The sequence below is a fragment of the Clostridiales bacterium genome (assembly GCA_015243575.1).
Taxonomy (GTDB): Bacteria; Bacillota; Clostridia; order Peptostreptococcales; family Anaerovoracaceae; genus Anoxybacterium; species Anoxybacterium hadale.
Genome location: CP042469.1, coordinates 2,304,191 through 2,330,330 on the forward strand (window position 1 = coordinate 2,304,191; position 26,140 = coordinate 2,330,330).

At 46.0% G+C, this 26,140-nt stretch carries 27 protein-coding genes; 2 read left to right on the plus strand and 25 right to left on the minus strand.

Annotated elements, in window-relative coordinates; genetic code table 11:
- Nucleotides 1-8: 8 nt before the first annotated feature.
- The 12 genes from FRZ06_10140 to FRZ06_10195 form a co-directional block, all read right to left on the minus strand.
- Nucleotides 9-374, minus strand: a complete 366-nt coding sequence (locus FRZ06_10140; protein QOX63684.1) for a hypothetical protein — start codon at nucleotides 372-374, stop codon at nucleotides 9-11.
- A 3-nt stretch (nucleotides 375-377) separates the two neighbouring features.
- On the minus strand, nucleotides 378-812 hold the full coding sequence (locus tag FRZ06_10145; protein QOX63685.1) for a phage portal protein: 435 nt from the start codon (nucleotides 810-812) through the stop codon (nucleotides 378-380).
- Between the two features lie 11 nt (nucleotides 813-823).
- A complete protein-coding gene (locus FRZ06_10150; GenBank protein QOX63686.1) occupies nucleotides 824-1,885 on the minus strand; it encodes a phage tail sheath protein in 1,062 nt (353 codons plus the stop codon).
- Nucleotides 1,861-2,343, minus strand: a complete 483-nt coding sequence (locus tag FRZ06_10155; GenBank protein QOX63687.1) for a hypothetical protein — start codon at nucleotides 2,341-2,343, stop codon at nucleotides 1,861-1,863. Before FRZ06_10155 ends, FRZ06_10150 begins: the two co-directional genes overlap by 25 nt.
- The gene (locus FRZ06_10160; protein QOX63688.1) at nucleotides 2,340-2,552 is read right to left on the minus strand and encodes a hypothetical protein; all 213 of its coding nucleotides are present in this window, start codon (nucleotides 2,550-2,552) and stop codon (nucleotides 2,340-2,342) included. Before FRZ06_10160 ends, FRZ06_10155 begins: the two co-directional genes overlap by 4 nt.
- A complete protein-coding gene (locus tag FRZ06_10165; protein QOX63689.1) occupies nucleotides 2,552-3,139 on the minus strand; it encodes a hypothetical protein in 588 nt (195 codons plus the stop codon). Before FRZ06_10165 ends, FRZ06_10160 begins: the two co-directional genes overlap by 1 nt.
- Before the next feature lie 16 nt (nucleotides 3,140-3,155).
- A complete protein-coding gene (locus tag FRZ06_10170) occupies nucleotides 3,156-3,446 on the minus strand; it encodes a phage gp6-like head-tail connector protein (protein QOX63690.1) in 291 nt (96 codons plus the stop codon).
- 667 nt (nucleotides 3,447-4,113) lie between these two features.
- Nucleotides 4,114-4,554, minus strand: coding sequence for a transposase family protein (locus FRZ06_10175; protein QOX63691.1), 441 nt, complete (start codon nucleotides 4,552-4,554; stop codon nucleotides 4,114-4,116).
- Between the two features lie 93 nt (nucleotides 4,555-4,647).
- The gene (locus FRZ06_10180) at nucleotides 4,648-4,860 is read right to left on the minus strand and encodes a hypothetical protein (GenBank protein ID QOX63692.1); all 213 of its coding nucleotides are present in this window, start codon (nucleotides 4,858-4,860) and stop codon (nucleotides 4,648-4,650) included.
- 2 nt (nucleotides 4,861-4,862) lie between these two features.
- Entirely contained in the window at nucleotides 4,863-5,096 is a 234-nt protein-coding gene (locus FRZ06_10185; GenBank protein QOX63693.1) for a hypothetical protein, read from the minus strand.
- A 75-nt stretch (nucleotides 5,097-5,171) separates the two neighbouring features.
- Nucleotides 5,172-5,747: a hypothetical protein gene (locus tag FRZ06_10190; GenBank protein QOX63694.1), complete on the minus strand. Its 576-nt coding sequence runs from the start codon at nucleotides 5,745-5,747 to the stop codon at nucleotides 5,172-5,174.
- A gap of 19 nt (nucleotides 5,748-5,766) precedes the next feature.
- Complete coding sequence (locus FRZ06_10195) at nucleotides 5,767-6,036, minus strand: helix-turn-helix transcriptional regulator (GenBank protein ID QOX63695.1); 270 nt, start codon at nucleotides 6,034-6,036, stop codon at nucleotides 5,767-5,769.
- 133 nt (nucleotides 6,037-6,169) lie between these two features.
- On the opposite strand from FRZ06_10195, the gene FRZ06_10200 reads away from it, so the two are divergent.
- Nucleotides 6,170-6,586, plus strand: coding sequence for a helix-turn-helix transcriptional regulator (locus FRZ06_10200; protein ID QOX63696.1), 417 nt, complete (start codon nucleotides 6,170-6,172; stop codon nucleotides 6,584-6,586).
- Nucleotides 6,587-6,700: 114 nt separating this feature from the next.
- Here the strand turns inward: FRZ06_10200 and FRZ06_10205 are convergent, their stop codons facing one another.
- The 9 genes from FRZ06_10205 to FRZ06_10245 form a co-directional block, all read right to left on the minus strand.
- Nucleotides 6,701-7,681, minus strand: a complete 981-nt coding sequence (locus FRZ06_10205) for a glycosyltransferase (protein QOX63697.1) — start codon at nucleotides 7,679-7,681, stop codon at nucleotides 6,701-6,703.
- Between the two features lie 77 nt (nucleotides 7,682-7,758).
- Nucleotides 7,759-8,370 carry an SOS response-associated peptidase gene (locus FRZ06_10210; GenBank protein ID QOX63698.1) on the minus strand — a complete coding sequence of 204 codons (612 nt, stop codon included), beginning with the start codon at nucleotides 8,368-8,370 and terminating at the stop codon, nucleotides 7,759-7,761.
- Nucleotides 8,371-8,669: 299 nt separating this feature from the next.
- Nucleotides 8,670-10,007 carry an APC family permease gene (locus tag FRZ06_10215; protein ID QOX65895.1) on the minus strand — a complete coding sequence of 446 codons (1,338 nt, stop codon included), beginning with the start codon at nucleotides 10,005-10,007 and terminating at the stop codon, nucleotides 8,670-8,672.
- A 188-nt stretch (nucleotides 10,008-10,195) separates the two neighbouring features.
- Complete coding sequence (locus tag FRZ06_10220) at nucleotides 10,196-11,326, minus strand: FAD-binding oxidoreductase (GenBank protein ID QOX65896.1); 1,131 nt, start codon at nucleotides 11,324-11,326, stop codon at nucleotides 10,196-10,198.
- 82 nt (nucleotides 11,327-11,408) lie between these two features.
- On the minus strand, nucleotides 11,409-11,735 hold the full coding sequence (locus FRZ06_10225) for a (2Fe-2S)-binding protein (GenBank protein ID QOX63699.1): 327 nt from the start codon (nucleotides 11,733-11,735) through the stop codon (nucleotides 11,409-11,411).
- Nucleotides 11,732-13,321 (minus strand): FAD-dependent oxidoreductase, encoded by a 1,590-nt coding sequence (locus FRZ06_10230; protein QOX63700.1) that lies wholly within the window; start codon nucleotides 13,319-13,321, stop codon nucleotides 11,732-11,734. The genes FRZ06_10225 and FRZ06_10230 overlap by 4 nt, the downstream gene beginning before the upstream one ends.
- Nucleotides 13,308-13,643, minus strand: a complete 336-nt coding sequence (locus FRZ06_10235) for a (2Fe-2S)-binding protein (GenBank protein ID QOX63701.1) — start codon at nucleotides 13,641-13,643, stop codon at nucleotides 13,308-13,310. The genes FRZ06_10230 and FRZ06_10235 overlap by 14 nt, the downstream gene beginning before the upstream one ends.
- Before the next feature lie 58 nt (nucleotides 13,644-13,701).
- Nucleotides 13,702-14,838 (minus strand): ornithine cyclodeaminase, encoded by a 1,137-nt coding sequence (locus FRZ06_10240; protein ID QOX63702.1) that lies wholly within the window; start codon nucleotides 14,836-14,838, stop codon nucleotides 13,702-13,704.
- An 84-nt stretch (nucleotides 14,839-14,922) separates the two neighbouring features.
- On the minus strand, nucleotides 14,923-15,321 hold the full coding sequence (locus tag FRZ06_10245; protein QOX65897.1) for a hypothetical protein: 399 nt from the start codon (nucleotides 15,319-15,321) through the stop codon (nucleotides 14,923-14,925).
- 402 nt (nucleotides 15,322-15,723) lie between these two features.
- Between FRZ06_10245 and FRZ06_10250 the strand changes: the two genes are divergently transcribed.
- Nucleotides 15,724-16,593: an AraC family transcriptional regulator gene (locus FRZ06_10250; GenBank protein ID QOX63703.1), complete on the plus strand. Its 870-nt coding sequence runs from the start codon at nucleotides 15,724-15,726 to the stop codon at nucleotides 16,591-16,593.
- A 28-nt stretch (nucleotides 16,594-16,621) separates the two neighbouring features.
- Here the strand turns inward: FRZ06_10250 and FRZ06_10255 are convergent, their stop codons facing one another.
- The 4 genes from FRZ06_10255 to FRZ06_10270 form a co-directional block, all read right to left on the minus strand.
- Nucleotides 16,622-17,035, minus strand: coding sequence for an arsenate reductase ArsC (locus FRZ06_10255; protein QOX63704.1), 414 nt, complete (start codon nucleotides 17,033-17,035; stop codon nucleotides 16,622-16,624).
- 75 nt (nucleotides 17,036-17,110) lie between these two features.
- Nucleotides 17,111-18,175, minus strand: coding sequence for an ACR3 family arsenite efflux transporter (arsB, locus tag FRZ06_10260; GenBank protein QOX65898.1), 1,065 nt, complete (start codon nucleotides 18,173-18,175; stop codon nucleotides 17,111-17,113).
- 93 nt (nucleotides 18,176-18,268) lie between these two features.
- Nucleotides 18,269-18,601, minus strand: coding sequence for a winged helix-turn-helix transcriptional regulator (locus FRZ06_10265; protein QOX63705.1), 333 nt, complete (start codon nucleotides 18,599-18,601; stop codon nucleotides 18,269-18,271).
- 349 nt (nucleotides 18,602-18,950) lie between these two features.
- On the minus strand, nucleotides 18,951-25,937 hold the full coding sequence (locus FRZ06_10270; GenBank protein ID QOX63706.1) for a S8 family serine peptidase: 6,987 nt from the start codon (nucleotides 25,935-25,937) through the stop codon (nucleotides 18,951-18,953).
- Nucleotides 25,938-26,140 lie beyond the last annotated feature (203 nt).

The following is a 26,140-nucleotide window of genomic DNA, read 5'->3' on the forward strand; positions in this document are numbered from 1 at the left end:
ATCTTCATCTATTTTTTTTTAATCTCTTCAATCGTGGTAGCTCGGTAACCAGACAGCAGTTCGACAGCTCTGGAGATATCCTCAATTTCGCCGGGCAGGAGCATTGCTTTTACCAGTTCTGCAGGAGTTGATGCCTTGTATTTTTCCTGCAATTCACGAGATTTCAGATTCGGTGAAACCACACCGGCCAGAAGGATATGAACATTCATATCCTCCTTTTGGTCCTTGATGATCTCTGCTGCACGGTTATACGGCAGTGCCTTCAACTGGAAAACGATAGGTGCGCCGCAGAGTGTACTGAGACGTTTTACCTTGTAGCTCTTTTCCGGCAGATCGGGGATTTCCGTTTTCAGCAGTAGTTCCAGTGTATCCATGGATTAGGCCTCCACACTGTCAAGGAAGTCATAGTCTGTAAAGGTGAAGGGTGCTTCCACCTTTCCGTTTGTAGCTACTTCCCAGTCGGCAAGAGTGAGATCATCAAAGGAAACGTTATTAAGCAGAATTCGCTCTGCACCGTAAGCGTCTGGGTCCTTTAATTTGGAAATGATGGTAAACCGCAGGTCCTTGCCGTTTTTCATGGAGTCGCCGATGACGAGCGCCATGCGGCTGTTTACCTTGTGCAGCTTCAGCGAACCGGTACAGCTGATGGATTTGACCTTTTTGTCTGTGGCCATCTTTCCGCAAAGATTGACATCCTCCTTATTGAAGCTGACTTTCGCCTGAAGCCCGTAGCATTCGGAAACATAGTCTCCGTCAAGCCAGACTTCGCCCCAGGTTCCGCTCATAATTCTTTTTGCGCTGTTCATACTCATATCCTCCCTTATTAAATCACAATCATAAGGCTGATATCTTCGATCGCATCCAGAATTGATGCAGATGCGGTAAGAAATACCTTATCTCCGGTGTTTGCTTCCTTGATTTGCTGTGCAGTCATGTCATCCGTGTTGATCCCCTGGGACTGGAGATAATCCTCCTGAGCCGCCAGATCAATTCCAACGGCAGAACCAATTTTCAGAACACCCTGTGTTTCAAGGGTTGCAAAGTACCCCTTGATGGCTCCGATCAGAAGGCATTTATTATCATAGCTGTTGGCATATTTTCCAATATAGGAATCCTGGGCTGTCATGCGGATATCACTGTTCATCATATCCACTGCTTCGACGATCTTTATTTTCTTAAAAGCAGCGCCTTTATCCTGAGTAGTGGTCTGGAGGCTGTTAACACCGCGTCCGACCTTAACTTTTTCCCCATCGTGGAAGATAATAAATTTACCGGCATCAATTGCAGCATCCATTTGATCCTTTGTCATGCCTTTTACGCCCGTAACCTCTGGAAGAGGTGCATAGGTACAGGAAATCGTAAGAGGCGTTCCTGCAACCAGTCCTGCGATACGGGAACAATACTGGGCGGCCGTGTATTCGATACCATCCACCAGAATCTCGCTGGAAGTAAAGTTGATGATGGCTTCGCTGTCAGCCTCAGTATTGGGCAGCACTGCTTTGGGTGTATAACCATCCGCTCTCTGTTCCTTCACCCAAGAGACAACAGCTGCAGCCTCCGTTTGATTGATGCTTGGAGGACCTGCCAGATAGTCGATATTCTGCGTGGCCATGTAGGAAAGACCTTCAGAGAGATCCTCTGACGCAGTTGGCAGTACATATAAAATAACCTTTTTCGGCGGATTGACGTAGCCGTTGAAAGCTCTTGCTACATAAGCCTTGTTCTCTGTTCCCAGCGCTGCCGGAATCTGCGATGTCTTGGTCAGAGCAAATGCTCCGTTGCTGGCAGCATCCTTTACGATAATCCCTACAACGCCCCTCTCAGAGCGCTCAATGGCTGAAGCTGCGGTTGTTTTAAATTCTATATTGATATTTGGAAGTCCCATGACTCTCCCTCCTTTAATTTAACCTTAGTACTTACAGAACCGATCAGCGTTTCATTTCCGGCTTCCTCCAGGCGGTCATCGCAATATTCGAATTGCAGTTCCGCATAGGCCTCACCCTCATTGAAACCGCTGCTGACGGCTTTCACCTTGACGGCCCGGTCTCCAATAACGATATACCCTTTCCGAAACAGATTGAGAACGTCTGTCTGTCTCTCCATCAGTAGTTCCGAATCGGAGTGGTAGTGGCTGTCCACCGGAGCAAAACATGTAATTTGAAAAACCACCGTCTTCATTACTGTTTTGCAGCTGTTGTCTTTCTGTTCTGTAGAAACATGTTCGATAAAAAAGCTGGGCCGTATAAAATCCCCGGGGCATTTGTTGACATAGACAGCCGTCTGAGGAAACTGCACAGCAAGCATCTGATTCACTATAAGCAGAATCTCTTTTTCCACAATCATGATACCCCCTCCAATCGGTCTGCCACTTTGTCTGCAAATTTCTGAGCTTCCTGCGCTGCGGCACTCTCTGCATGAGCCTCATTTGGATCATTCTGAATGATCTCTTTCAAGGAATTACGAAGCTCGCTGCGTGCCGCCGGAAGGTTATCGAGCAAGGAATCAATTGCACCATCGAGCTTTTCAAAGCCTTTTACCTTTACGCTTTGCATCAGACATCTCTCCTTACTCTAATTTCGTATTGATTCTTATCGCTGAAGGATAAACGCGGAATCCATACTTCATAATCGGTATTGCCAATTGAGATCAATTCGCCTGCCTGCAGTTCGATTTCCTTTGGCACTGTCAGCAGATACCTTAGTTCAAGACGCGACATAGGTTTGGCGGTCTCTCTCTTTGACGGCAAGTCCACAATGCTGCCCGGAAAGGAAATCTCTTTCACACCACTTAAGACGGGTCTATTAAAGGCATCCAGATGAACCTCCGTCTTGATCACCTTGCAGAGCTTAGGCTCTATAACTACCGCGGTAATCTCCTGATACATTCGGTCGATCTCGGTGATATTGATGATAAAGCAGTGTTCATCCTCCCATAAAATTGCGTGACTCATTGTAATTCCATTTTTCCGGGTGATGAACTTAACCGGCTTGACCATCCTTCGGCTCTGAAAGGATTTTCTGTCAAAGCACGGTTCTGCTTTCGCCCATATGGAATCGATGCAGATCCATTGGTAGGCATTGTCCGTTCTGCTTAGTGCAAGAACCTTAATTTTTTGATTCAACGCTCCTGAATTCATCATGCCGCTCCTTTCCGTTTTATAAGTCTCGGGCTGCATTGTACAGTGTCAGAATAATTTCGACAATCTGATTCATATTGCGCTTTTCAGTATGCAGACTACGATTCTCATACATATCATGGCAGAGCATTAGGGTCACCACCGTGAGATCCTCATGTTCATCCAAACCTGCTGCATCAAACCCGGTAAATTTTTTTAGAAAAGCCACGGCCGCATTCAGATAGATCTGCAGTTCTGCTTGGGTATATTCGCCGTCTTTCAATTTCAGATAGCCGGCAACATCATTCAAGGTTATTTCGCTTACAATCATTGAGGTTCACATCCTTTTCCAATTTTCAATGGCCATGTCCAGCTTCTGAATCTCTCTTTCGTAATAGTGAAATTTTTTTGCTTCTTCACGGTCCATGGCTCTGCTTTCTGTTTTGACAGCATCAACAATAGACTGCATTCCGGCCACCCGTTCCCTTCTCTTATCAATGTACGATTTGATCATTCGATCCCCTCCTTCACAAGAAAACAATTGAAGCAATTCTTTGTTTCTTTCCCTGGCCGTTTCTGCTCATGAAACTGAAGTATGATATCAAGCCATCACCTCCTTTCTATTTAAATTCAGCAACAAAAAAGTGTGAATCACGAAATCACTGATTTCCATTCACACTTTTCAAACGATATCATTCAAAAATTCTGGCGAACAACGAACATCCTGTTTCTGTGATGCCAATGAACAATCCAAAAGTTCAGACAGTCGAGGAGGAGGAGTCCGCCCATGGAGGGCGAACAAAAAGACTGCTGGACGAATCCAACAGTCTCGATCTAAACTTCCTGACAATATCATATTACAACGGCAGCCTCCGCATTACAATAGCACTTTTTATGTTTTCATGGACGCAGTAGTTCAGTGCTCTTCCTGATCTCCTTCATTTTCGTTTTTCGTACGGCTCCAATAACCCATTGGTTTGCCTGTTCTTAACCAGTGCTCAGTTTCCTGCCGCTTCAACCTCCTCATTCAGCACATCTTTATAAATCCGCTGTACCTGGCTTAGGGACAATCCCACTTCTTCTGCAATGTCTTTAAAGTTCTTATTCTCACATTTATGGAGCCAAAATATTTTATAAGGTCGGCCCTCCAGCCTGTACAGGGATTTGTTGATTTCATCCAGCTGTTTTAAAAGCAGATTTTTCATTTGCTTGCAATCCCTGATGGAAGCCTCAATTTGCTGAACCCGCAGGAAGACTTCCTCCACGGATAAGAAACCCACGGAACTTTTAACGCCCGAGGGATCAAGTCTTGCACCGCGGAGTCCTGCCGGCGCCCCATGTTTGAGTAAAAGGGCAGCTCTTTCATAATTGAGCTGCCTGATTCGGGTATTGTAAAATTGTATCTCATCCAGTAAATCCTGATACGTTCTCGCGATCATCTATTTTCCTTTCTGGTTTCATCCCTTTGCCTTAGTTAGCTGTGCGGTCGATCCTTGGAAGAGTGTCATCGAATCATTTTCAGCCGGATCACACTAGTACCTCTGCTGAAAAAGATCCGACTGGCAGCTTTCAGCGACCGATTTTCTTGCAGCTGCAGTTCCAGTTTCCAGCTTTGACAGATACTTATCACAAACAGCAGGATCACATCGTCTTGCTCGTTTCGCATGCCCGATATAATTGCAATAGTCAATGTTCTCGCCAAGCAGCCCGCGATATTTGCAATCTTCGTGGATACACCGTATCATAATCAGCCCTCCAGTTCCGTAATTCTGGAGTGTGCCTTTGTCTTTATCATCCTGAGTTTTTTTAATTCTTCTTCACTTTCGAGCGTTTCTTCCTGCTGCTCTATATATGTAATTACTGCCCGCTCTGCATTCACTGCTTCTTCGGCCGTCATGTAGCACCATCTTGCCTTTGGCTTTCTCATCATGCTCCGGCACATATTATTGGGCCAACGGTTTGCACAAGTTGAACATTTCATTCCCAGCCCCCCTTAGGTCATACTTCAATTCAAATATAACATTCCGCTAATTCAGATGAAATATTCCGTCAATGATCATCGATTCTGCATAACGGAATAAGGGCTCTGCCATCCTAGCTTTAATCCGCCCGCACCAAACAAAAACACCCCCAGGTCGCGAACCATTTCATTTCTCCATTTCAAAACACTGGCTTCTTCACATTGAAGCTCTTCAGATATGATACGAACTCTCTCCGGCCAGGAAACTGCCTGCATCTTTTCATCCAAGTGCATCAATTCAATTACTCTGAACTTTTGATCAAAACCCCGCGCCCTGCACTTTTTCTTCAGGAGCGCCAGTGCAGTATTCACATGAGACAGGATAATCCTTGTTACATCAAGATTTGCTTTAATTGATTGAATGGTAATCTCATACCCTTCAAGGTTAACGGCATCTTCCAGATTGATAGGAAATTCCTTATATACCGCATGTATGCAGTATGCCTTCAAATCCAGATAATGCTCCAGCAGGAGATTGGTATTCTGAAATACCTGTTTTTTAGCCGATGCTTTGTCTTGCGCTGTAAGTTCAAGAATGGCTTCTCTGGCTGCGGCCAAAGCAAGCTCTTTGTATTCTGCTCTCTGATTTAATTCGTCTTCTCTTCCAATCATTCTAATCACTCCGTTTCACTCATCGGTTTCCTTTTCTAAACGATATGTTTCGTTGCGAATTTAGGACATCATCATCAAAAAAGATCTCTGATGGGTTTGCAATTTGTAATACATTGCAGATTGCAATAACCTCAGATACCCGAAACTCTCTTTTGCCCCTCATTTTTCTGCTCATTGAATTTTCGCAAATCCCTATTTTCGAAGCTAGCTGGCCTTGCGTTAAATGTTGTTCAGACAGTTTTTGTTTTAAAATCTCTCGTTTCATGATCCTGCCCCCTTCGTTGCACATTTAGGATAAACCCATAATATTCCACTACAGGAAAATTGTCAACCCATTTACGCAACGATTTTCAAAATTATTGTTGCGTATTTAAAACGTTTAGTGTATGATAAAAGCAAATAAATAGAAAGGAGTTGGGAAAATGCCCGAAGAGACCATGCGCAATATAGTTGAGCGGATAAAATCAAGGCGTATCGAATTAGAATACAGCTTCCAAGATTTAGCCGATTTGACGGGTATGAGTAAGTCCACCCTTCAACGATATGAAACTGGAGGGATTAAGAATATCCCCTTAGACAAACTAAAGACGATGGCAAGAGCGCTGAAAGTTTCTCCCGAATGGATTATGGGCTGGGAGCTAGCTGAAGAAAAGAAGCCTGAAGGTGTATCAGCGCACCAATTCGGATACAGCAGCGTTTTGGATGAGGAAACTGCCAGAAAAGCTCTGGAAATATATGACGATGTGAGCGCCCGTGTCCTTCTTGACGCAAAAAGAGACCTCAAAAAAGAAGATCTTGATTATATTATCGGACTGATTAAAAGGCTGAGAACCAGTTAATTCAGCTTATAGTTTAGATAGCGAAATTGGGCTGCTGCGTCAGTTTTAATTTTAGGGCGACAGCCCATTTCCCATATCTACACTTATTTGAAGTTTTTATGCGTTGCCTAACAGTCATTTGTCTGTTCTAAAAATCTTACGGATTATTGTTTCGGCTCTTTCTTTATAAGTGTGATTCTGTACACTAACAGGTGCATTTTTACGAACCTTTATATAGTCATCCACGTTTCTTCTGTAATGCTCTATTAAATCAAGGGTCTCGTTAGGTGATTTTGTAATTGCTAATCCGCCGCTGTTTCCAAACATATCTTTTGAGGCAGTGTTATAACAAGAAAGGCCAAAACCTCCGGAACCCAAGATTTCAAAGGTACGCCTGGTTATCGTCTGTTCATGATTCTGTGTGATTATATTTACAAAGGAATTATTATAGATATCACACGTCTTTTGATATGAAATTGTGCCTTTAAACCATTCAAGCGGCACATCAAGATTCAGAAAATTTTTGATCACCTGCTGATATTCTGTGCTGCCATAAAAATCTATTTTGTAACTATTTTCAATTAAAGGTTTTAATAGGATGGGAATTGCCTTGCGATACCTGAAATGCTCAGGATAATGCTGCGAATACCATAACCATGCATTGCCAACTAAGCTAATGGTTTTATTATTATTTACGGACAATGATTTGGGATAATGAATTGTGGGATTATATGCAAAATCAAGTCTCTCACAGGGAATGCTTTTGCTTCTGAGTATTTCAAGCATCTCTGGACAGATCGAGAATATCATATCGGGTTTTGATAATTCAAAACCTTTCATTTGCAGATCAAATTGGCCTACTCCTTCTGTATCCCAAGCAACACACTTATACCTTTGTAATTTTCTAAAGCCGATATGAGTAAGCATCGTATCCTTGAAATAGCCCATATAGGAGGAAAGAATCAGCAAATCAGGATTTATTTCTCCTATTAATCTATTGAAATCTTGTGTTGATGCCGGCGTGATGATTTGCGCTTCGCAGCCTGCAGCTGTAAATCCCCATAAAAGATCATCTGCATAAAGTTTATCACTGTAAATTGCCACCTTATATTTCATATGCAATAGCCCCTCTCGCGCTATGATTTTAACAGTATCTACTATACTATGAAAGAATAAGGCAGTTGTTGCCAGGTCTATGCTCCATCCATAATACTGACCAATTCCAGCTGGTTCCCATCCGCCTCGCTCTTAACCAATTCCGGCTGGTTCCCAAATAGAATATCATCCAACTGGTTTGCATCCAGGAGCCAATCCTTGATCCTATTTTTCGGAAGAATCACTGGCATCCTGTCATGTACCTGTTCCATCGAACGGTTCGCTCCTGTGGTGAGAATTACAAATCGGTTTTCTTCTTCAAACTTGCTGTAGATGCCTGCCATGTAAAGCATCTTTGAATCCGACATGCTAAAAAGAAACTTCCTTTTGTGCCGATCCCATTCGTAAAATCCTGTTGAGGGAATCACACATCTTCTGTTCACCAACGATGGTCCAAACAGCTTTTTTTCCCTTGCAGTCTCTGAACGGGCATTGATAATAACGCCCTTGTTCCGAAAGTTGGGAAAACCCCAGATCATAATCCTTGGTATGACCAGCTCCCCTTGGGGCAGCAGTACCGGAGCTGCATTGGTGGGAAAGATTTCTCCCGCCTTCATTTTTTCCAGCAGGATTTCATTGCTGATCTGATCGATGATTTCATCTACCTCCTGCAATTCTTTATCCGTAAAAAAAGTATATCTTCCGCACATCACACTCCACCTTTCCAGCAGCACTGTACCCTTTCATTTAAAAGATCCTCATAAAGCCTGCTCTATCTGATTAGATTTCCCTCAAATACAGTTTAAAATCTTTCTTTTTATATGGCAATCAATAATTTTATTTCGGTGTCCTCCTCTGACCTATCATAACAAAAAGAACCGCACTTGCCGTTCCTTCAGTAAGCAGCTAATACAAACAGAATAGCGGATTGCAATTCCATCAGTACGAATCATTAAGAAAAAGCCGCTACTTCGAAATTACGAAACAACGGCTCTTCACCTTTAAAATATTAGCTCAAATCCAGCTGAGGAACTGGGTTTCTCATCCCTCTTGTTACGCACACCAGATAGACAAAGCCCAAAACAAGCCAGCCAAATCCCACTACATGTGCATTGATTCCCAGATTGATAAAAATAGCGAGAGAAACCACAAATCCAATCAGCGGGCAAATGAGATAAAGGAATACGGTCTTTAACGGATCCTTTCTGCGGCCTTCCTCATCCTTCATGTAGAAGCTCCAGATAACAGATACATTGAGAAGCAGAAATCCAAACAATGCACCGAAGCTGACCATGGTGGAAATGAGGCCCAGCGAGCAAAATAGTGCAATTGGGGTGATCACAATTCCTACAAATATGATGGCAACCGCAGGAGTCTGATATTTTTCACTGATATTCCCCAGAGATTTTGGGAGCACGCCGTCTCTGCCCATTGCAAAGAGCACTCTGGAAACCGCTGCTTGTGAAGCCTGACAGGTTGCAATTCCAAAGGAGAGAACCAATGTAAATGTGGTCAGTACGGTTAGCCAGGAGCCTCCTACAAAGTCAACGATATCAATAAATGCAGAGTCTACGTTCAGTTCCTGATAATTGGGATAGGCAATTCCGCAGAAGAAGGTAATAACAATGAAGATCAGGCCGATGAGCAGGATCGCATAGATGATTGCTTTCCCCACATTTTTCTCAGGTTTCACGGTTTCCTCAGCAAGCGTACTGATAGCATCAAAGCCAAGATAACTCAGGATTACGATTCCCGTAGCCTGCAAAATGCCAGATAGATTGAAGCTTTCGGGATTGTAAAAAGAGATGGTATTGAAATGAATGGTTCCATTGATCCATAGACGGATGGTGCAGGCAATAAATGCTATGATGACAACAATTTGCAGGGCAAAAAGGATCCAGCTGCATTTTGACATGAGATCCACACCGAGAATATTGACGATGGTGCAGAAAGCGATGAAGAACAGAGTCCATGCCCATACCGGCACTGCGGGAAGCAGACTGCTGGCAAAGGAGCTGCCGATGATGACAACCGTTGCCGGCATCAGGAAATAGTCCAAAAGGATCGCCCAGCCAGTTAAAAATCCAAAAGCCGGGGATACACTTTTTTGAACATAAAGGTATACAGAGCCTGCAAGGGGATACTTTTTGGCCATTGCCTTATAGCTCATCCCCGTAAAAAACATGGCTGCCATTCCAATCAGGTAACACAGCGCCACCATCCCTCCGGAAGGCTCCAGAAAGACGCCGTATAAAGCGGCAGGAGCCAGCGGAATCATAAATACCAGTCCATAGATGACCAGATCTTTTGTTGTTAACGTCCGTTTTAACGTAGTCATATTTTTCATGTCCATAACGATCCTCCTTTATGTGTATCAGAATGACAAAAGGTGTCCGCCGCCATACATCAGCAGCTGAACACCTTTGTTCCAATACCGTTTTAATTCATTTTTTTATTGGCTTAATAATAAAAAAGATAAGTCCGTCTTAGGAAAGCACTGATTTCATGAAGTGAGTGAAATTCATCAGCATTTCCTTAGATTTTAGCTGTGAACCGGTCGTAGCGCAGCTGGGAGATGTCAATGGTCGTTTTCTCATCAACAGCCATCTCGGAAAGGGTGAGACCTACCGCCGGAGAAATGCCAAAGCCGTGTCCCGAAAACCCGCAGGCAAGAATGAGTCCCGGAACCTCATCCACATAGCTGATTACCGGCACATGATCCGCACACTGATCAATCCAGCCGCCCCAGGTTCTAACAATCTTAGCGTTTTCCAGGGCGGGAAAATATTTGATAATTCCTCGGCAGATGCAGGGTGCTGTAATACTGGAGGCTGAAGGTGCGCCATTGTCTTTATTGGTCTCTTCAAATCCTGAGGTGCCCCCGAATACGAAGGAGCCATGGGTACTTTGGTGCCCATAGAAGTCTGCCATGGCGGTACCCAGCATCTGATAAAACATGGGAGGCTGCGCCTCTGTTACAAGAACCTCCATGAGCCAGCGTGTCATAGGAACATCAATTCCCACAGTAGCGGCCAAATTTCTGCTTTCATAGCCTGCTGCAAGGATGATTCGATCTGCCTCGTAGACCTCCCCGCTTTCGGTGATGACCCGGCAGGCTCTTCCTCTGACCTTTCGTATTTCCGCCACACCGTCACCCGTTATAAATCTGGCGCCCAGCTGTCTTGCCTTCCTGTAATAGGCCAGGGTGGTGAGCATTGGGTTTGCGTGTCCATCAGTAGGACACCAGCTGGCTGAGGTCACCTCTTCTGAAAGAAACGGGCAGATGGTTCTTGCCTCTTCACCGGTAATCATCTTCACATCCAACCCACAGGCACTTGCGGTGTCTGTCAAATCTGAGAGAATCCGCTCATGAGTATCCGTTTTTCCCAGCCTCAAATTGCCTTCCTGGTAGTACTCCACATCCATTTCCAGCTCTTCAGAAAGGGTCGGCCACATATTTTTCACAGCATGCATGATAAAGGGCATCTCCCGTTTATCTCTTCCTGACTGCCGCACACCGCCGCCGTTTCTGACCGAGCCGCCGTTAGCAATATGATTGCTTTTCTCAAGAACGGTAACAGAATAATTCCTCTTCGCCAAATAGTACGCCGCAGAATTTCCGACGACTCCGCTGCCGATGATGATCACATCCGAGCTGTTTCTCAAATTACTCATATTCGAATTACCTTTTATTTTCCTCTCATTCGAATTGTTTTTCATTTCACTTACCCCCAAACTGTTTTTCATCTCACTCACCTCCTTTCCCTTCATTTGCAAAGGCTCTCATCTCGATTGGACGCATCGGTGCTCTTGCGGCGGCACGTTCAAGTTCTCCCGCGCTGATTCCCAGTTCTTTTGCTACGATATCTCGGACAAGCTTTGCACAGGTCTGCCCCTGGCATAACCCCATTCCGGTTCTCAGATAACGCCGTATTTCAGTCAGGGTGAACATTCCGTCATGGACGGCTCTTCGAATCTCTCCTTTTGAAATCTCCTCGCACCGGCAAATCAGGCGGTCGTCATCCGGCAATGGCTGAAAGCTGCCAAGCTCTCTGGAACGATCATTTTTCTTCATCCAACCCTCACCCCTTTTTTGTAAAATCTTGCTCGCATGCTCATTTCTTTTGATACCTTTATTGTGAGCAGGCTGGTTTTGTCAAAAGCCGTAAGGCTCTTCACCTCAACTACTTCAGCGTCACAGAGTTCCTTTCCGCTGCGGTCCAGTGCGACTCCTTTCTCGCCTGCCCTGGGCAGAGGGAGAAATTCATAAGGGATCACCACAGCAGCATAGTCCTCCTCAAATTCTTCATCTACAAGAAAGATGCATTGACCAGAGCAGGCAGCTACGCACATGCCGCAGCCGGAGCAGGAAGCCTCTTCATCAACCACAGGCAGAGAAGTAATTCGTTCCCCTACTTTAATACACTTTCTTGCGCAGGCATCCTGACATGGGTTGCAGGGAATATTCTGAGAACATTCAATGACCGGATGAATTCCTTTGATCCTCTTGACTCCGGGATAGGCGAAAATTTCATCCTCTGTCAGGAACCCTGTTCCCAGCAGATGTTCGGAAACCGGGCAGCCTTCCTCTGTCACAATTGATTTCTTTCCTTTGTTTTCCGGTGCAAACATTCCCTGACGGAGACTGGACAGAGCCCGTGCGAGCTCCGCTGCCCGTAAGGCAAACTCGCTTTCAGAGAAGTATCCCAGGCAGAGCGCCGCGGCGGCTCCTGCAATTCTGCCCTCGATCATAGCGGAGCTGGCTTCCTCAATTCCCGAGACATCTCCGGCTGCAAACAGCCCCGGAATCGAGGTTTCCCCGTATGTATCACAGATCGGAACAAGCCCTCCAAATTTCGGATGGTCCTCCATCTCGCATCCCGCCATCTGAAGGAGCTGAGACATGGGTGAAAGCCCTACCGCCAGACAGATGGCATCCACATCAAAATGCTTTTCTGTCCCCGCAATCAGATTCCAGCTTCCATCCACTTCTCCGATGGTGACGCCCGTCACCCTGTCGTCCCCTTCCGCTCGAAGAATGGTATGAGAGAGAAAGAAAGGAACGCCGCAGCGTGCCACTTTTGCCGCATGGACGCCATAGCCTCCAATTCGCGGGGCAGCATCCACGATGGCGGCAACCTCGCAGCCTGCTTGAAGCAGCTGAAAGCTTACCACAAGACCTACGTTTCCGCTTCCCAGCATCAGGATTCTTTTTCCCGGCTGTACAGAATGAAGATTCATCATGGTCTGGGCAGCGCCTGCGCCGATGACACCCGGAAGGGTCCACCCGTCAAAGGTCACCATGGTTTCCGAAGCTCCGGTAGCTACAATTACAGTATCACCTTTGTAATGAAGCAAACGGTCCTCAATTCTCACCGTGATTTCTTTATCCAGGTAAAGGCCGATGACTGAAGCGTTGAGTACCACCTCTACGCCTGCCTGAGCTGCCTCCTCCAGAAGCTCGCTGCCGATTTGAAAGCCCCTGATTTTTGCTTTGTGTTCTTTTGATCCGAAAAATTTATGGATTTGTTTGAAGAGCTGACCGCCGGGTTTTGCATTTTCATCAAAGACGATTACCTGCAATCCGCTTCTCGCAGCTTCAATGGCTGCCGATAAGCCCGCCGGACCGGCTCCGATCACAATGAGATCATATCGCACCATACCCGTCACCTTCCCTTCTCTTCACGCTTACGCCGTACTGTGTCCTGACATCCATGCCAGCAGTCAGCGGGGTGACGCAGGTGCGAACATTGGGCATGCCATCCACCACCATGACGCAGTCAGTGCATCTTCCAATGGCGCAAAAGATGCCACGTGGTGAATGATGCTTGGCGGTATAACGGTGTATGGTTACGCCTGCTGCTTTCAATGCCGCAGCAACGGGTTCGCCTTCAAGTCCTTTTATGACGCTTCCGTCATAAGTAAATTCCACTTCCTTCTTTTGTTCAGGGATTCCCAAAATTGGATGTTCACTGATTCTCATAACAACTACTCCCCCTCTTATACGCTTCTTTTAAATGCCTTGCTGATTTTCAAATCCTTTATGCCAGATAGGGAACGCTCCATAAATTCAGCTTTGTGCCGATTCCCTTTTCTAGTGCGTTGCGGTATACGATGGTGCCCCAGGCAATGTCTTCAATGGGCATTCCTCCCACAGAATAAATGATGATTTCATCCTTATTTCTGTGAGCCGGAACTTTTCCGGTCAGAATATCCCCCAGATCATCGAGCTGATTCTTCTGCATCCTGCCCTCTGCCATCAGATCCATGCAGCGTACTGCCGGTATGGGAATGGAGTTATAAGCAGGAAACCCCATTTCCTCTTCCCACGCTTCATAAAGCTGCACATTATCCGCAACGTTTCTCGCCCTGTTCAAAATAAAATCGTCATCAAACCGAGCAGCTGCAGGACAGCAGAGAATCGCACCAGGTTTGATCCATTCCTCCTTGATGTAGGGATACAGGGCGGCATCTCCTGTAGGAACAGAAGCTGCAATGTGAACAACGTCCGCATCCCTGACCGCTTCTTCATCGGTTTCCGCAATTTGAATGTCTTCAACCTTAGGGTACTTTTCCCGGATATATGTAATGAAGCTGTCGATGGATGCCCTGCTTCTTCCTTTTATTTTCACTGTTTCTATCTGGCTTCTTACTGCCATGGTTGCATCAAAGGCAGTTTTGCTCATGACGCCGGGTCCGATGATTCCCACAACTTTGGCATCCTCTTTTGCAAGATACTTTACGCCCACTCCAGGCACTGCTCCGGTTCGGAAAGCACTGAGGATATTTGCTGACATGTAAGCCAGTGGTGCTCCCGTTTCCTTGTCGTTTAAGGTGAGCATTAAAATGGATCTGGGTAGACCTTTCTGTTTATTATCCACGTTGGATCCGTACCACTTCATGCCGGCCATATCAAATTTCCCGCCAAGGTAGGCTGGCATTGCCATAAATCGTCTGTCTGGCCCGTCAGTGGGCATATTGGGAAACGGTGATTCCAGCGGAAACGTCATCATGACGCCGTGGGAATTTCCATTGGGCCCTCCCATGCGATAATCTCCGGCTTTCAGGAGCATAAACATCTCCTCTATTGCATCGACACAGCCTGCCATATCTCCGACACCAGCCTTCATCATATCCTCTTCATTCAGGTAAATAAAATCAATATTCGGTTGCTTCATTTTCAATTCCTCCTTCCAAGGTTCTAATTAAGTCTATTTTTTGCTCCGGGTTTTCATAAATCTCTTGACACGATCCAGATTTCTTCAAACCTCACATCCGGCGAAAGCCTCCAGTTCAAGTTCCACCATCTGACTCTCGCGATTTAGCTTTGGTGTTTCTACCATGGTAAACAGCGGCAGGACCGCTTTAAAGTGCTCCGAAAAAGCGTCTCCCACTTCTTTGGCAAATTTCATGTCAGTCAGATATCCTTTTATTTTGAATACATCTTCTTTTCCCGCACCGGATTCTTCCAGCAACGCGATCATTTTTGTGAAAATGTATTTGGCCTGCTCGTAAGGTGTTTCTCCATAAACGGTACCATCAGGCTGAACCGACGTCGTACCTCCGATATAAATATGGTCACCGAGCTTTACCATTCTCGAATATCCCACGGCGGCCTCCAGCGGAGCACCTGATGAATAGTTGATTCGTTTCATCGGTATCCGTCCTCCTTCTTTTTGTAATAAAAAAAGAGACCCGTGAATTGCTGATATCACATGACCTCTTTGTCTTGGTTGTTATTTTAACCGCCTGAGCTGGTGCAGAATTGTAAAAATCGGAACTAAAGGAATCTCTGATTTCATGAAGTGTGCAAGGAATCTCTGATTTCATGAAGTGCGCGCAGATTGCCGCACGATATGAATCAGAGGTCACCAAAAATTAACAGGTTTGCAGCTATTGACGCTGTATCATCATGGTGCTACAATGTAGCAAAAGCACAGAGACGTGTAAGCGTTTCGTGCTTTTTTGTATTTTCCGATTATATTTTTTCGATTGTAGTTTTGTTTCAGAGCTGATGCGATTCATCGATCGTCAGGAGATACATGGCAATGCCCTGACAGCCGATGCGAAAAAAGGAGATGACAGAGTTGAACGCAAATAGGATGTTCAATTTATCCGGGATCATTCCAAAGCAGCCGGAGTTTGTGCTTTCTACATCAAAATATACAAAAAAATTGTGTATGCAGTACGGCATTTCGCATTTTTATCAGTTTACTTCCGAAGCGACGAAAATGGGAGTGATTCCCGATGCATGCATCGACATCCTGTTCTGCAAAAAGGACGGCAGGCTGGAAGCAAGAATTGCAGGCTCACGCCTTTCGAAAGGTGAGGTTGACAATGATCTGAACTGTGAATATTTCGGCATTCGTTTTATGCCAGGAATCAATCCGGCGAAGGAAACCGTGGCGCTGCATGAAATCGTCAACAGTGAGATGAATTTTGAAGATCTGATTCCTTCCTGCAATGAGAAGAGTCTACTTTTGGAGCAGCTCTATCTTGCGGACACCTTTGAAGAACGAATCAGGTCATTTATGAATTATTACCTCCAGCATTACAACGATCCGCTGGAGGATACTCATAGTCTGAAATATTTCGTTCAGACAGAGATCATAAAGGCAAACGGTGATATGAAGATCTCGGAGCTAAGCACTCTATCCGGGTATTCAGAGCGATACCTGAATAAAAAAATACACGAAGACTTTGGACTGAATCCAAATCATCTAATCCGCTTTATCCGCTTCCAGAAAGCGGTAGGCAACTTAACGAGCACGCTGGATCATTTAAGCGGTGTCGATACGGCCCTCGAATCCGGTTACTATGACCAGTCACACTTTATTAAGGATTTCAGGAAATTTTCCGGAGAGACACCCATGCGCTATATTCATAATCTCCAGTGCCATTCCTATGACAAAAAACTGTACATCATCGACTGAGCGGGTTTCGATATCATCTACCAGCAGCCTATTTCTTGTTTTCTTGAATCCTTTGCTTTAATTCTTTAACTTTCAGCTCAATAGCATCGATTATCCCTTTAAATTCGTCATCACTTTTTCCAGTTGGGTCATCCAGTCCCCAGTCCTCTGTGTAGTCAGCGGGAAGGTAGGGGCAAACGACATTGCAGCCCATTTTGACCACGATATCCACCTCCGGAATATCAGTCAGCAACTTTGAATACTGCGTCTTTTCCATATCGATTCCGTATCGGCCCTTCATGAGTCTTACCGCGTCCTGATTGATCTGGGGCTTTGTTTCCGTTCCCGCAGAGAAGCTTTCAAACACATCACCCGCAAAATATTTCCCAAGCGCCTCAGCAATTTGGCTCCTGCAGGAATTGTGGACGCAGATAAATGCCACCTTTGGTTTTTCGTTGTTCATCTAGTCTATCCTCCTATTTATCAATGGTTTTTTGTTATAATCCTCCTATTGGCTTGCTTCCGAACGATGCTATCGTTATTCTTTTTCTGACAGACCTGCCGGGAACCAGGAAACCGTATTATTGGCGATCTTGACGAGGATCAGCATAACAGGAACCTCAACCAACACTCCGACAATCGTGGCCAATGCAACAGGAGAGGTTGTTCCAAACAAGGCAATGGCTACGGCAACAGCAAGCTCAAAGAAGTTGGAAGCACCGATCATCCCTGCAGGGGCGGCGATATTATGAGGCAGTTTTAAAGCCTTGGCTGCAAGGTATGCAATAAAGAAGATAAGGAATGTTTGAATAATAAGTGGTATCGCAATCAGCAGGATGTGCAGCGGATTCTCTATAATAACATCTCCCTGGAATGAAAAAATAATAACAAGTGTCAAAAGGAGCCCTGCAATAGTGATATTGTTGAATTTGGGCAGGAAGGTTTGATTGAAATATTCCTCCCCTTTCTTGTTAATCAGGGATACCCGGGTAGCAATTCCTGCCGCAAGAGGAATTACCACAAAGAGGACCACGGACAGGATCAGCGTATTCCACGGAACAGCCACGCCCCCAATCCCTAGAAGCAAAGCTACGATAGGCGTAAAAGCGATTAAGATGATCAGATCATTGGTGGCAACCTGTACAACGGTATAAGCCGGGTCTCCCTTTGTAAGATGGCTCCAGACAAAAACCATGGCCGTGCAGGGGGCGGCTCCAAGCAAGACCGCACCTGCCAGATAATCTCTGGCCAAATCGGCAGGTATGATGGCCTGATAAATTGAATAGAAAAACAAAGCAGCTATGCCATACATGGTAAAGGGTTTGATGAGCCAGTTTGTAACCCAGGTTACAAATAGGCCCTTCGGATTTCTTCCGACATTTTTTATGCTTTTGAAATCCACCTTCATCATCATCGGATAGATCATGATCCAAATCAGTATCGCAACAGGCACCGATACATTGTAATACTCAAATTGACCTAAAAATTCCGGGATTCCGGGTAACAGCTTTCCGATAAGAATTCCCGCTGCCATACACAGCACAACCCATACAGTTAAGTATTTTTCAAAAAAACTCATGTCGATTTTATTCGCTTTTTTCATCATCATAACCTCTCAATTTAAAATATTATTATCTTCAATTTGGCTCGGTGGCTCGCGATTCTCGTTATTTCTATTTTGTTTTTCTGACGTCGTTCAGCAATCGATCTGCTTACGGCTCAGCCATGCTTCCAGGTGGATCAGATCTGTATCATAGGGTTCGGTCCCTCTCAGCGTTTTCTGAATCAAATCATTGACAAATTCAATATTTTGATTTTTTAAGAGAGAATAATAAACCCATTGTGCATTTTTACGACTTGTGAGTAAACCTGCTTTTTTCAGATAGCTGAGATGTCTGGATGCTTTCGTCTGTAAAACATCCAGAGACTCCACAATGTCGCAGACACAGAGTTCCTTCTCATCAAGAAGATTCAGGATTCGCAGTCGGGTCTCATCAGACAACGCTTTCAGAACATTTACAATATCCAAAATAACAACCCCCTTTCTATAGATATTCAAACATATCTATATTCGTTTATACAAATATACTCTACATATAGACATCTGTCAATATGCCTCTTCTTAATTTATTCTGTGTTCGTCTTATCATCAAATGAAATATGACTAGCTGTTGTCTAGTTGCCAAAAGGCACCGAATCCGAATGGCGATACCTCTCGGTATCTCTAAAGACTAAAAAATGGGCTTTCTCTCAGAGAAAGCCCATTTCAACCTATTAATTACATATACCTCACGAACAATCGTCAAGAAGAAAACACTGCTTAAGAAGCCGGAAAACTCATTCCCCTTATCCTGTATCATATCCTCCGAAAGGATTAATTAAGAGGACGCCGGTATCAGAAGTGCCACTACCAGCCCCTTTTCATCGGTATAAATCATAACTGGAGAGGTATACAAACCTACAACTTCTTCTATGGAAGTCATCTTATACTTATTGCCGTCGTTATCCGGCCCGCTTCCATCATAGGTAAATACCATTACATCATCGGATATCTCGAAGGGACTTTCGCCAAAACTCAATGAAGATGAACTCTCAATTTTCAATCCAGTATCTGCCTGTATCCCTTCAAGCCGATCGATCGCACCGATCTCACCGGACTCATCAAGTCCATAGGCGATCACCCATCCCTTCAGCAAATCGATATCAATATCCCGGGAGATCAGATAGACTCCTGTGCCACCATCATGATTCCCCATCAGCTTGACCCTGGGATCAAAGCTATGATCGAATTCCACAACCAATCCATAATGATCCGCTCCAATGTAGGGGGGAACTGTCACGGTCACTTTTCCGCCTGCCGGTTTTCCGTCCCTCGCTGCATACCTTACATGATAGTCACCTGCGGCCAAACCGGAAATTTCTGTACCGATTGCCTCAATATAATTTGTTTCTGTTGAGAGCTTATATTCCATATCACTGTTGGTTCCAGTGATTCTGCCATCATCGTCGGCGTCAGATGTCGGTGCAATTCCCTTTAAGCCCGTTGGCTCAGGCACGCTGTTTGCTGATTTCGGTACTAACATGGCTACCACTTCGCCTTGTACCACATAGATGCTCACCGGCGAGTTTATGGGACTTCCATAGATCAGATGACCGATAGTGCCGATATCATATCTGCTGCTGTCAGCCTCCGGTGTAACTCCTCCATAAAAGAAGACCGACACATCTGCTTGAATGCTGTAGACGGTTCCATTCAAATCGATTTCCGACGAACTGAGAATTATTGTTCCCGAATCAGTTGATACAGCGTTATCGGAATCCAACACAACGATCTCACCTTCTTCGTTGAGTTCATAATAGACCAGCTGACCTCTTGACACATAATCCAGCTCATCCGATACTGGGTATATTTTCGCCTCTCCATTTATAGCAAACAGCTTCACATCTCTTGGATCAAAAGTGGAAAATCCCGCTACAACTCCAAATCCCTGAGTAATGAGATCTGGCTCCTCTTCTTCAGGAGGACTTACAGTCACTGAGCAGGTGTCTGTAAATCCACCGGCTTCTGTCGTTGCGGTTATTGTTGCCGAACCCGAAGACACTGGTGTTACAATTCCATCGTTCACCATTGCGACATCTGTGTCGCTAGAAATCCATATCACCTTTTTATTGGATGCAGTTTCTGGTTTTACCGTTGCGTTTATTGCTTCTTCCGAGCCTCCTGCGATTAAGATGAGATGTTCTTTATCCAGTGAAATACCTGACACCTGAATAACAGCCGGCTTCACCGTCACTGTACAGGTTGCCTTAAAGCCTCCGGCTTGTGCAGCAGCAGTTATCGTTGTCGTTCCCGTCGATACCGGCGTCACAATCCCGTTGACCACAGTTGCGACATTATTGTCGCTAGATGTCCATGTCACCGCTTTGTTTGTTGCGTTTACCGGGCTGACCGTTGCGGTCAGCGTTCCTGTTGCTCCACCCTCCATAAGAAGCATGGTGTTCGGATTTAAAAGAATACCTGTAACAGGAACAGGAATTGAAACACTTACCGGGCTGGACTGAGCACTTGATCCCAGTGCATTTACAGCACTGACTTTGTACCAATATGTCGCTCCCACAGTGAGTCCGCTGTTTGCATAGCTGTTAGCAGTTACTGTGGTCAGCTTTGTATAGGTACCGGCAGCGCTTGTAGCACGGTATACATCATAGGAAACCGCACCTGCCACAGCACTCCATTTAAGGGTGCACTGAGTGCTGCCTGTCACACTTGCCGTTACGCCTGCCGGTATTCCCGGAATGGCCAGTTTAACACTGACCGCTCCTGACTGAGCGCTTGTTCCCATGGCGTTTGTCGCACTGATCTTATACCAGTATGAAGAACCGGATGTGAGTCCGGTATTTATATAACTGTTGGTTGTTACCGTTGCCAGCTTTGTATAAGTACCGGAAGCGCTTGTGGCACGGTACACATCATAGGAAACCGCTCCGCTTACCCCAGTCCATTTGACGGTACACTGGGTTGTTCCGGTTACACTTACAGCAAGACCTGAAGGCACGGAGGGAACTGCAATGGTCATGCCCACTGCACCGGACTGAGCACTCGCTCCCAGTGCATTGACTGCACTTACCTTATACCAATAGGAGGAGCCTGCGGTCAATCCGCTGTTTACATAGCTGGTGCCTGTAACAGTGGTCAGCTTTGTATAGGTACCGGCAGAACTTGTGGAACGGTATACGTCATAGGAAACCGCTCCGCTGACTCCACTCCATTTGACGGTGCACTGGCTGCTGCTTGTAACGCTGGTAATCAGACCCGACGGTGCTCCTGGAATGGCAATGGTAACATTGACTGCTCCTGACTGGGCACTGGCCCCCATGGCATTGGCCGCACTCACTTTATACCAATAAGCAGAACCGGCTGCCACACCGTTGTCGCCATAGCTTGTTGCAGTCACTGTGGCAAGCTTTGTATAGGTTCCCGCAGAACTTGTGGCCCGATAAATATCATAGGAGACAGCTCCGCTTGCAGCACTCCATTTGATCGTGCACTGACTGCTTCCGGTGACACTGGCAGTAAGCCCCGACGGAACAGTCGGGATTCCCATGGTCACACTGACCGCTGATGATTGAGCACTTGATCCCAGAGCATTTGTTGACCTTACCTTATACCAATAGGAGGTACCTGATTTCAGCCCGCTGTCTGTATAGCTGGAAGCAGCTGCCGTTCCGATCTTTGTAAAGGTTCCAGTTGCACTTGTGGCACGATAGATATCGTAGGAAACAGCACCGCTTGCAGCACTCCATTTGAGAATGCATTGACTGCTGCTTGTTACCCCCGTTGTGAGTCCCGCAGGAACGCCGGGAATCGCCATGCTAACGCTAACAGCTCCAGACTGAGCGCTTGCACCCAGCGCATTGACTGCGCTGATTCGATACCAGTAGGCAGACCCTGTGGTCAGCCCATTGTCAGTGTAGCTGGCGCTTGTAACATTTGCTAGTTTGGTGTAGGTTCCTGTGGCACTTGCTGCCCGATAGATATCATAAGAAACAGCTCCGCTGACCGCATTCCATTTGACCACACACTGAGTGCTGCTCGTTACGCTGGTTATGATTCCCGCCGGAACGCCTGGGGCAGCGATCTTCACACTGACCGCACTGGTCTGCGCACTGGCTCCCATAGCATTGACGGCACTGGCTTTATACCAGTAGGAGGACCCTGTAGTTACACCATTGTCTAAATAGCTTGTGCCCGTCACCGTTGTCAGTTTGGTATAGGTTCCCGCAGCGCTTGTGGCACGATATATGTCATAGGAAACAGCTCCGCTTACGGAACTCCATCTGACAGTACACTGACTGCCCCCGGTAATACTTGCAGTAAGCCCCGCTGGTACTGCCGGAACCGCTATGGTTACATTGGCTGCCGCCGATTGAGCGCTGGATCCTAAGGCGTTTGTTGCTCTTACTTTATACCAATAGGAAGAACCCGCTTTTAATCCGCTGTCGCCATAACTTGCACCGGTTATCGTTGCAAGCTTTGAAAAAGTTCCGGTTGCGCTTGTGGCCCGGTATATATCATACGATACCGCTCCGCTCACAGGACTCCACTTAACAGTACATTGGGTGCTGCTCGTTACGGCAGTCGCAAGACCAGATGGAACTCCTGGAATGGCCATTGTTACGCTGACAGCTGCTGACTGGGCACTGGTTCCCAATGCATTGGAGGCACTGACCTTATACCAGTAGGAGGAAGCGGTTTTTAGCCCGGTATCCGTATAAGCAGGGCTGGTTACGGTTGCAAGTTTTGTATAAGTCCCCGATGAGCTTGAGGCCCGATATACATCATAGGATACGGCTCCGCTTGCCGCGTTCCATTTTAGAGTACTTTGACTGCTGCTTGTTACACTTATTGTCAGTCCGGAGGGCACAGCAGGAACAGCAATTTTCACGCTGATCGCGCTGGACTGGGCGCTTACTCCCAGTGGGTTTGCCGCGCTGATTTTGTACCAGTAGGAAGCTCCGGCGGCCACTGCATTGTCCGCATAACTGGATGTCGTGACGGTTGCCAGCTTTGTATAGGCTCCGCTAGCACTTGGAGCCCGGTATACGTCGTAGGAAGCGGCTCCGCTGACCCCATTCCACTTGACAGTGCATTGGCTGCTGCCGGTTACTCCTGCCGTAAGGCCTGCGGGTACACCTGGAGTGGCAAGGCTCACGCTTGACGCAGCAGACTGAGCGCTTGTTCCAATTGCGTTTGTTGCTGCTACCTTGTACCAGTAGGAAGCTCCCGCTTTCAGCCCGCTGTCTCCGTAGCTGGTGCCGGTTACCGTTGTGAGTTTTGTATAGGTACCCGTTGCGCTTGCACCCCGGTATACGTCATAAGAAACCGCTCCGCTGACAGCGCTCCATTTAATGGTGCACTGGCTTGTGCTCGTAACGCTCGCGATCAAGCCCGTTGGTACGCCAGGAACTGCAATGGTTACACTTGCCGCACCCGACTGAGCGCTTGCTCCTATTGCATTGGCTGCACTTATTTTATACCAATAAGAAGAACCTTTTTTTACTCCATTGTCCATGTAGCTGGTTCCAGTTGAGGCTCCCAGCTTGGTGTAGCTTCCAGACGCGCTTGTGGCTCGGTAAATATCATAGGAAGCCGCACCGCTTGCAGCACTCCATTTCACCGTAACTTGCGTACTTCCAGTTACATTTGCTGCAAGTCCTGACGGTACAGCTGGAATTGCTATTTTTACACTGGCTGCTGCAGACTGAGCGCTTGCTCCCATTGCATTTACAGCACTGACCTTATACCAGTAGGAAGCTCCTGAGGTCAATCCGCTGTTCACATAACTTGTTCCAGTCACTGTAGTCAGTTTTGTGTATGTCCCTGAGGAACTTGTGGCTCGATATAAATCATAAGAGACAGCACCGCTGGCGGCGCTCCATTTTATGGTACACTGACCGCTGCCGGTGATACTTGTCGTCAAACTCCCAGGCACACCGGGAATTCCCATGGTAACACTGGCTGCGCCTGATTGCGCACTTGTCCCTAATCCATTGGTGGCGCTTACCTTATACCAATAAGCGGAACCCTTGGTCAATCCGCTGTTCACGTAGCTGGCGCTAGTTACTGTCGCTAGTTTTGTATAGGTTCCGGTTGCACTTGTTGCCCGGTATACATCATAAGAAACTGCCCCGGCCACTGCACTCCATTTCACGGTACACTGGCTGGCGCTGGTTACGCTTGTGGTAAGTCCGGTAGGTACACCTGGAATGGCAATGATTACGCTGACAGCTCCTGATTGGGCGCTTGTTCCGACTCCATTGGTGGCGCTTATCTTATACCAATAGGACGAACCGGATTTCACTCCGCTGTCAATATAACTGGTTCCCGTTGCGGTTGCCAGCTTGGTGTAGCTTCCTTCTGCGCTTGTTGCGCGATATATGGTATAGGATGCGGCTCCACTGACAGCGCTCCATTTAAGGGTGCACTGCTTGCTGCCTGTTACACTTACCGTCAGCCCCGCAGGTACCGTCGGAGGGTTGGAAATCACCTTCATGATTTCGCCGGCATTGATCAGACCATATCCAAAATAATTATCATACCCTTTTGTTCCAAGATCCTTACTGGTGGTTTGAATCAGGCTTCTCATTTTCGCCGGAGTCAGCGTAGAATCACGGGCTGCAGCCAGTGCGGCAATTCCGGAAACATGGGGGGCGGAAAACGAAGTCCCGTCCACATATTCATAATCCGAGTATGAATATTTGGGATCTGCAGTGGTCAATATATTAGATCCCGGTCCGACTACATCAACAGCATTATTATACTGAGAAAAGGAGGAACGAGATAAATCACTGTTAACAGAACCAACACTGATGACGCCGTCGTAGGATGCAGGATAGGAATATGAGGAATTTCCATCATTTCCGGCAGAAGCTACAACTATGCATCCCTTTGAGAGCGCATTTTGAATCGCACGATTCATGGCATCGGAATAGTCTGGTCCACCTATGCTGAGATTGATTACGTCACACCCCATGGCTGCTGCGTCATTAATCGCTTGAATTACAACAGATTCATAAATTTTACCCGAGAAATCAACAACCGCTAACGGAATGACGGCTACATTCCAGTTGACACCTGCAATCCCAGTTGAATTATTGGTAGCAGCTCCAATGATTCCCGTAACATTTGTACCGTGCCCTTCAAAAAAATCCCAGTCACACGATCCGCCATATATGTAATCATACCCAGCCCGCACATCTGCTTTCGCTATTTCAAGATGGCTCCGCTCGACACCGGAGTCGATTACCGCAACAAATACTTTATTTGAACCTTTTGAAACATCCCATGCCTTTGGCATATTAACAGCGGTCAGACCCCATTGCTCGGAATAGTAAGCGTCATTGGGAACCGCATGAAGTTTCATGAGATGATCTTGCTCGATGAATTCAATCATCTCCGCCGCTTGAAGCTTAAACTTTGCCAAATCATCCAGCTTTACCGCAAGCATGCGCTGTTCGCTTTTACCAATCAGTTCATAGTCATATGTTTTTACAACATCATAAACTTTTTGCAGAGAAGCACTGTCGTTAAATTTAACGATATATCGCTTTTCCTCTAATTCTTTAGAAGCTTGCTTCTGCTTTTGATCGTTCTGCCTTTCCTCGTCTAAAGATAACTTGCTAAGCTTGGAAGTTTTAATATCACCCTCCCCCTTCATAAGCTGCAGAAGCTCATTGTGGGCTTTATCAGAGGCGGAAAAGGGATTGCTTTCCGTCAACGCATAGGAGTATGAAGGAACGTTCAGAAGATTAAATCCCAAAAGAACAATCATAAGCGCAATTACGGCCAAGATTTTTTTACACATTTTTTATCTCCAATCAGTTTCTATAATGTTTGCCGTTTATTCGGTTCTTGGATCAGGGGATTTGTATTAGATGAGACAATTGTAAAATAAATATTTCGATTAAAATATTACCATAAACAACAAAATATTTCCATCTGGAAATATCAAAGAGATTAAAATTTTTTCGTTTTATTTCGACAGGTGTATTTCCTTTTCATTTAATC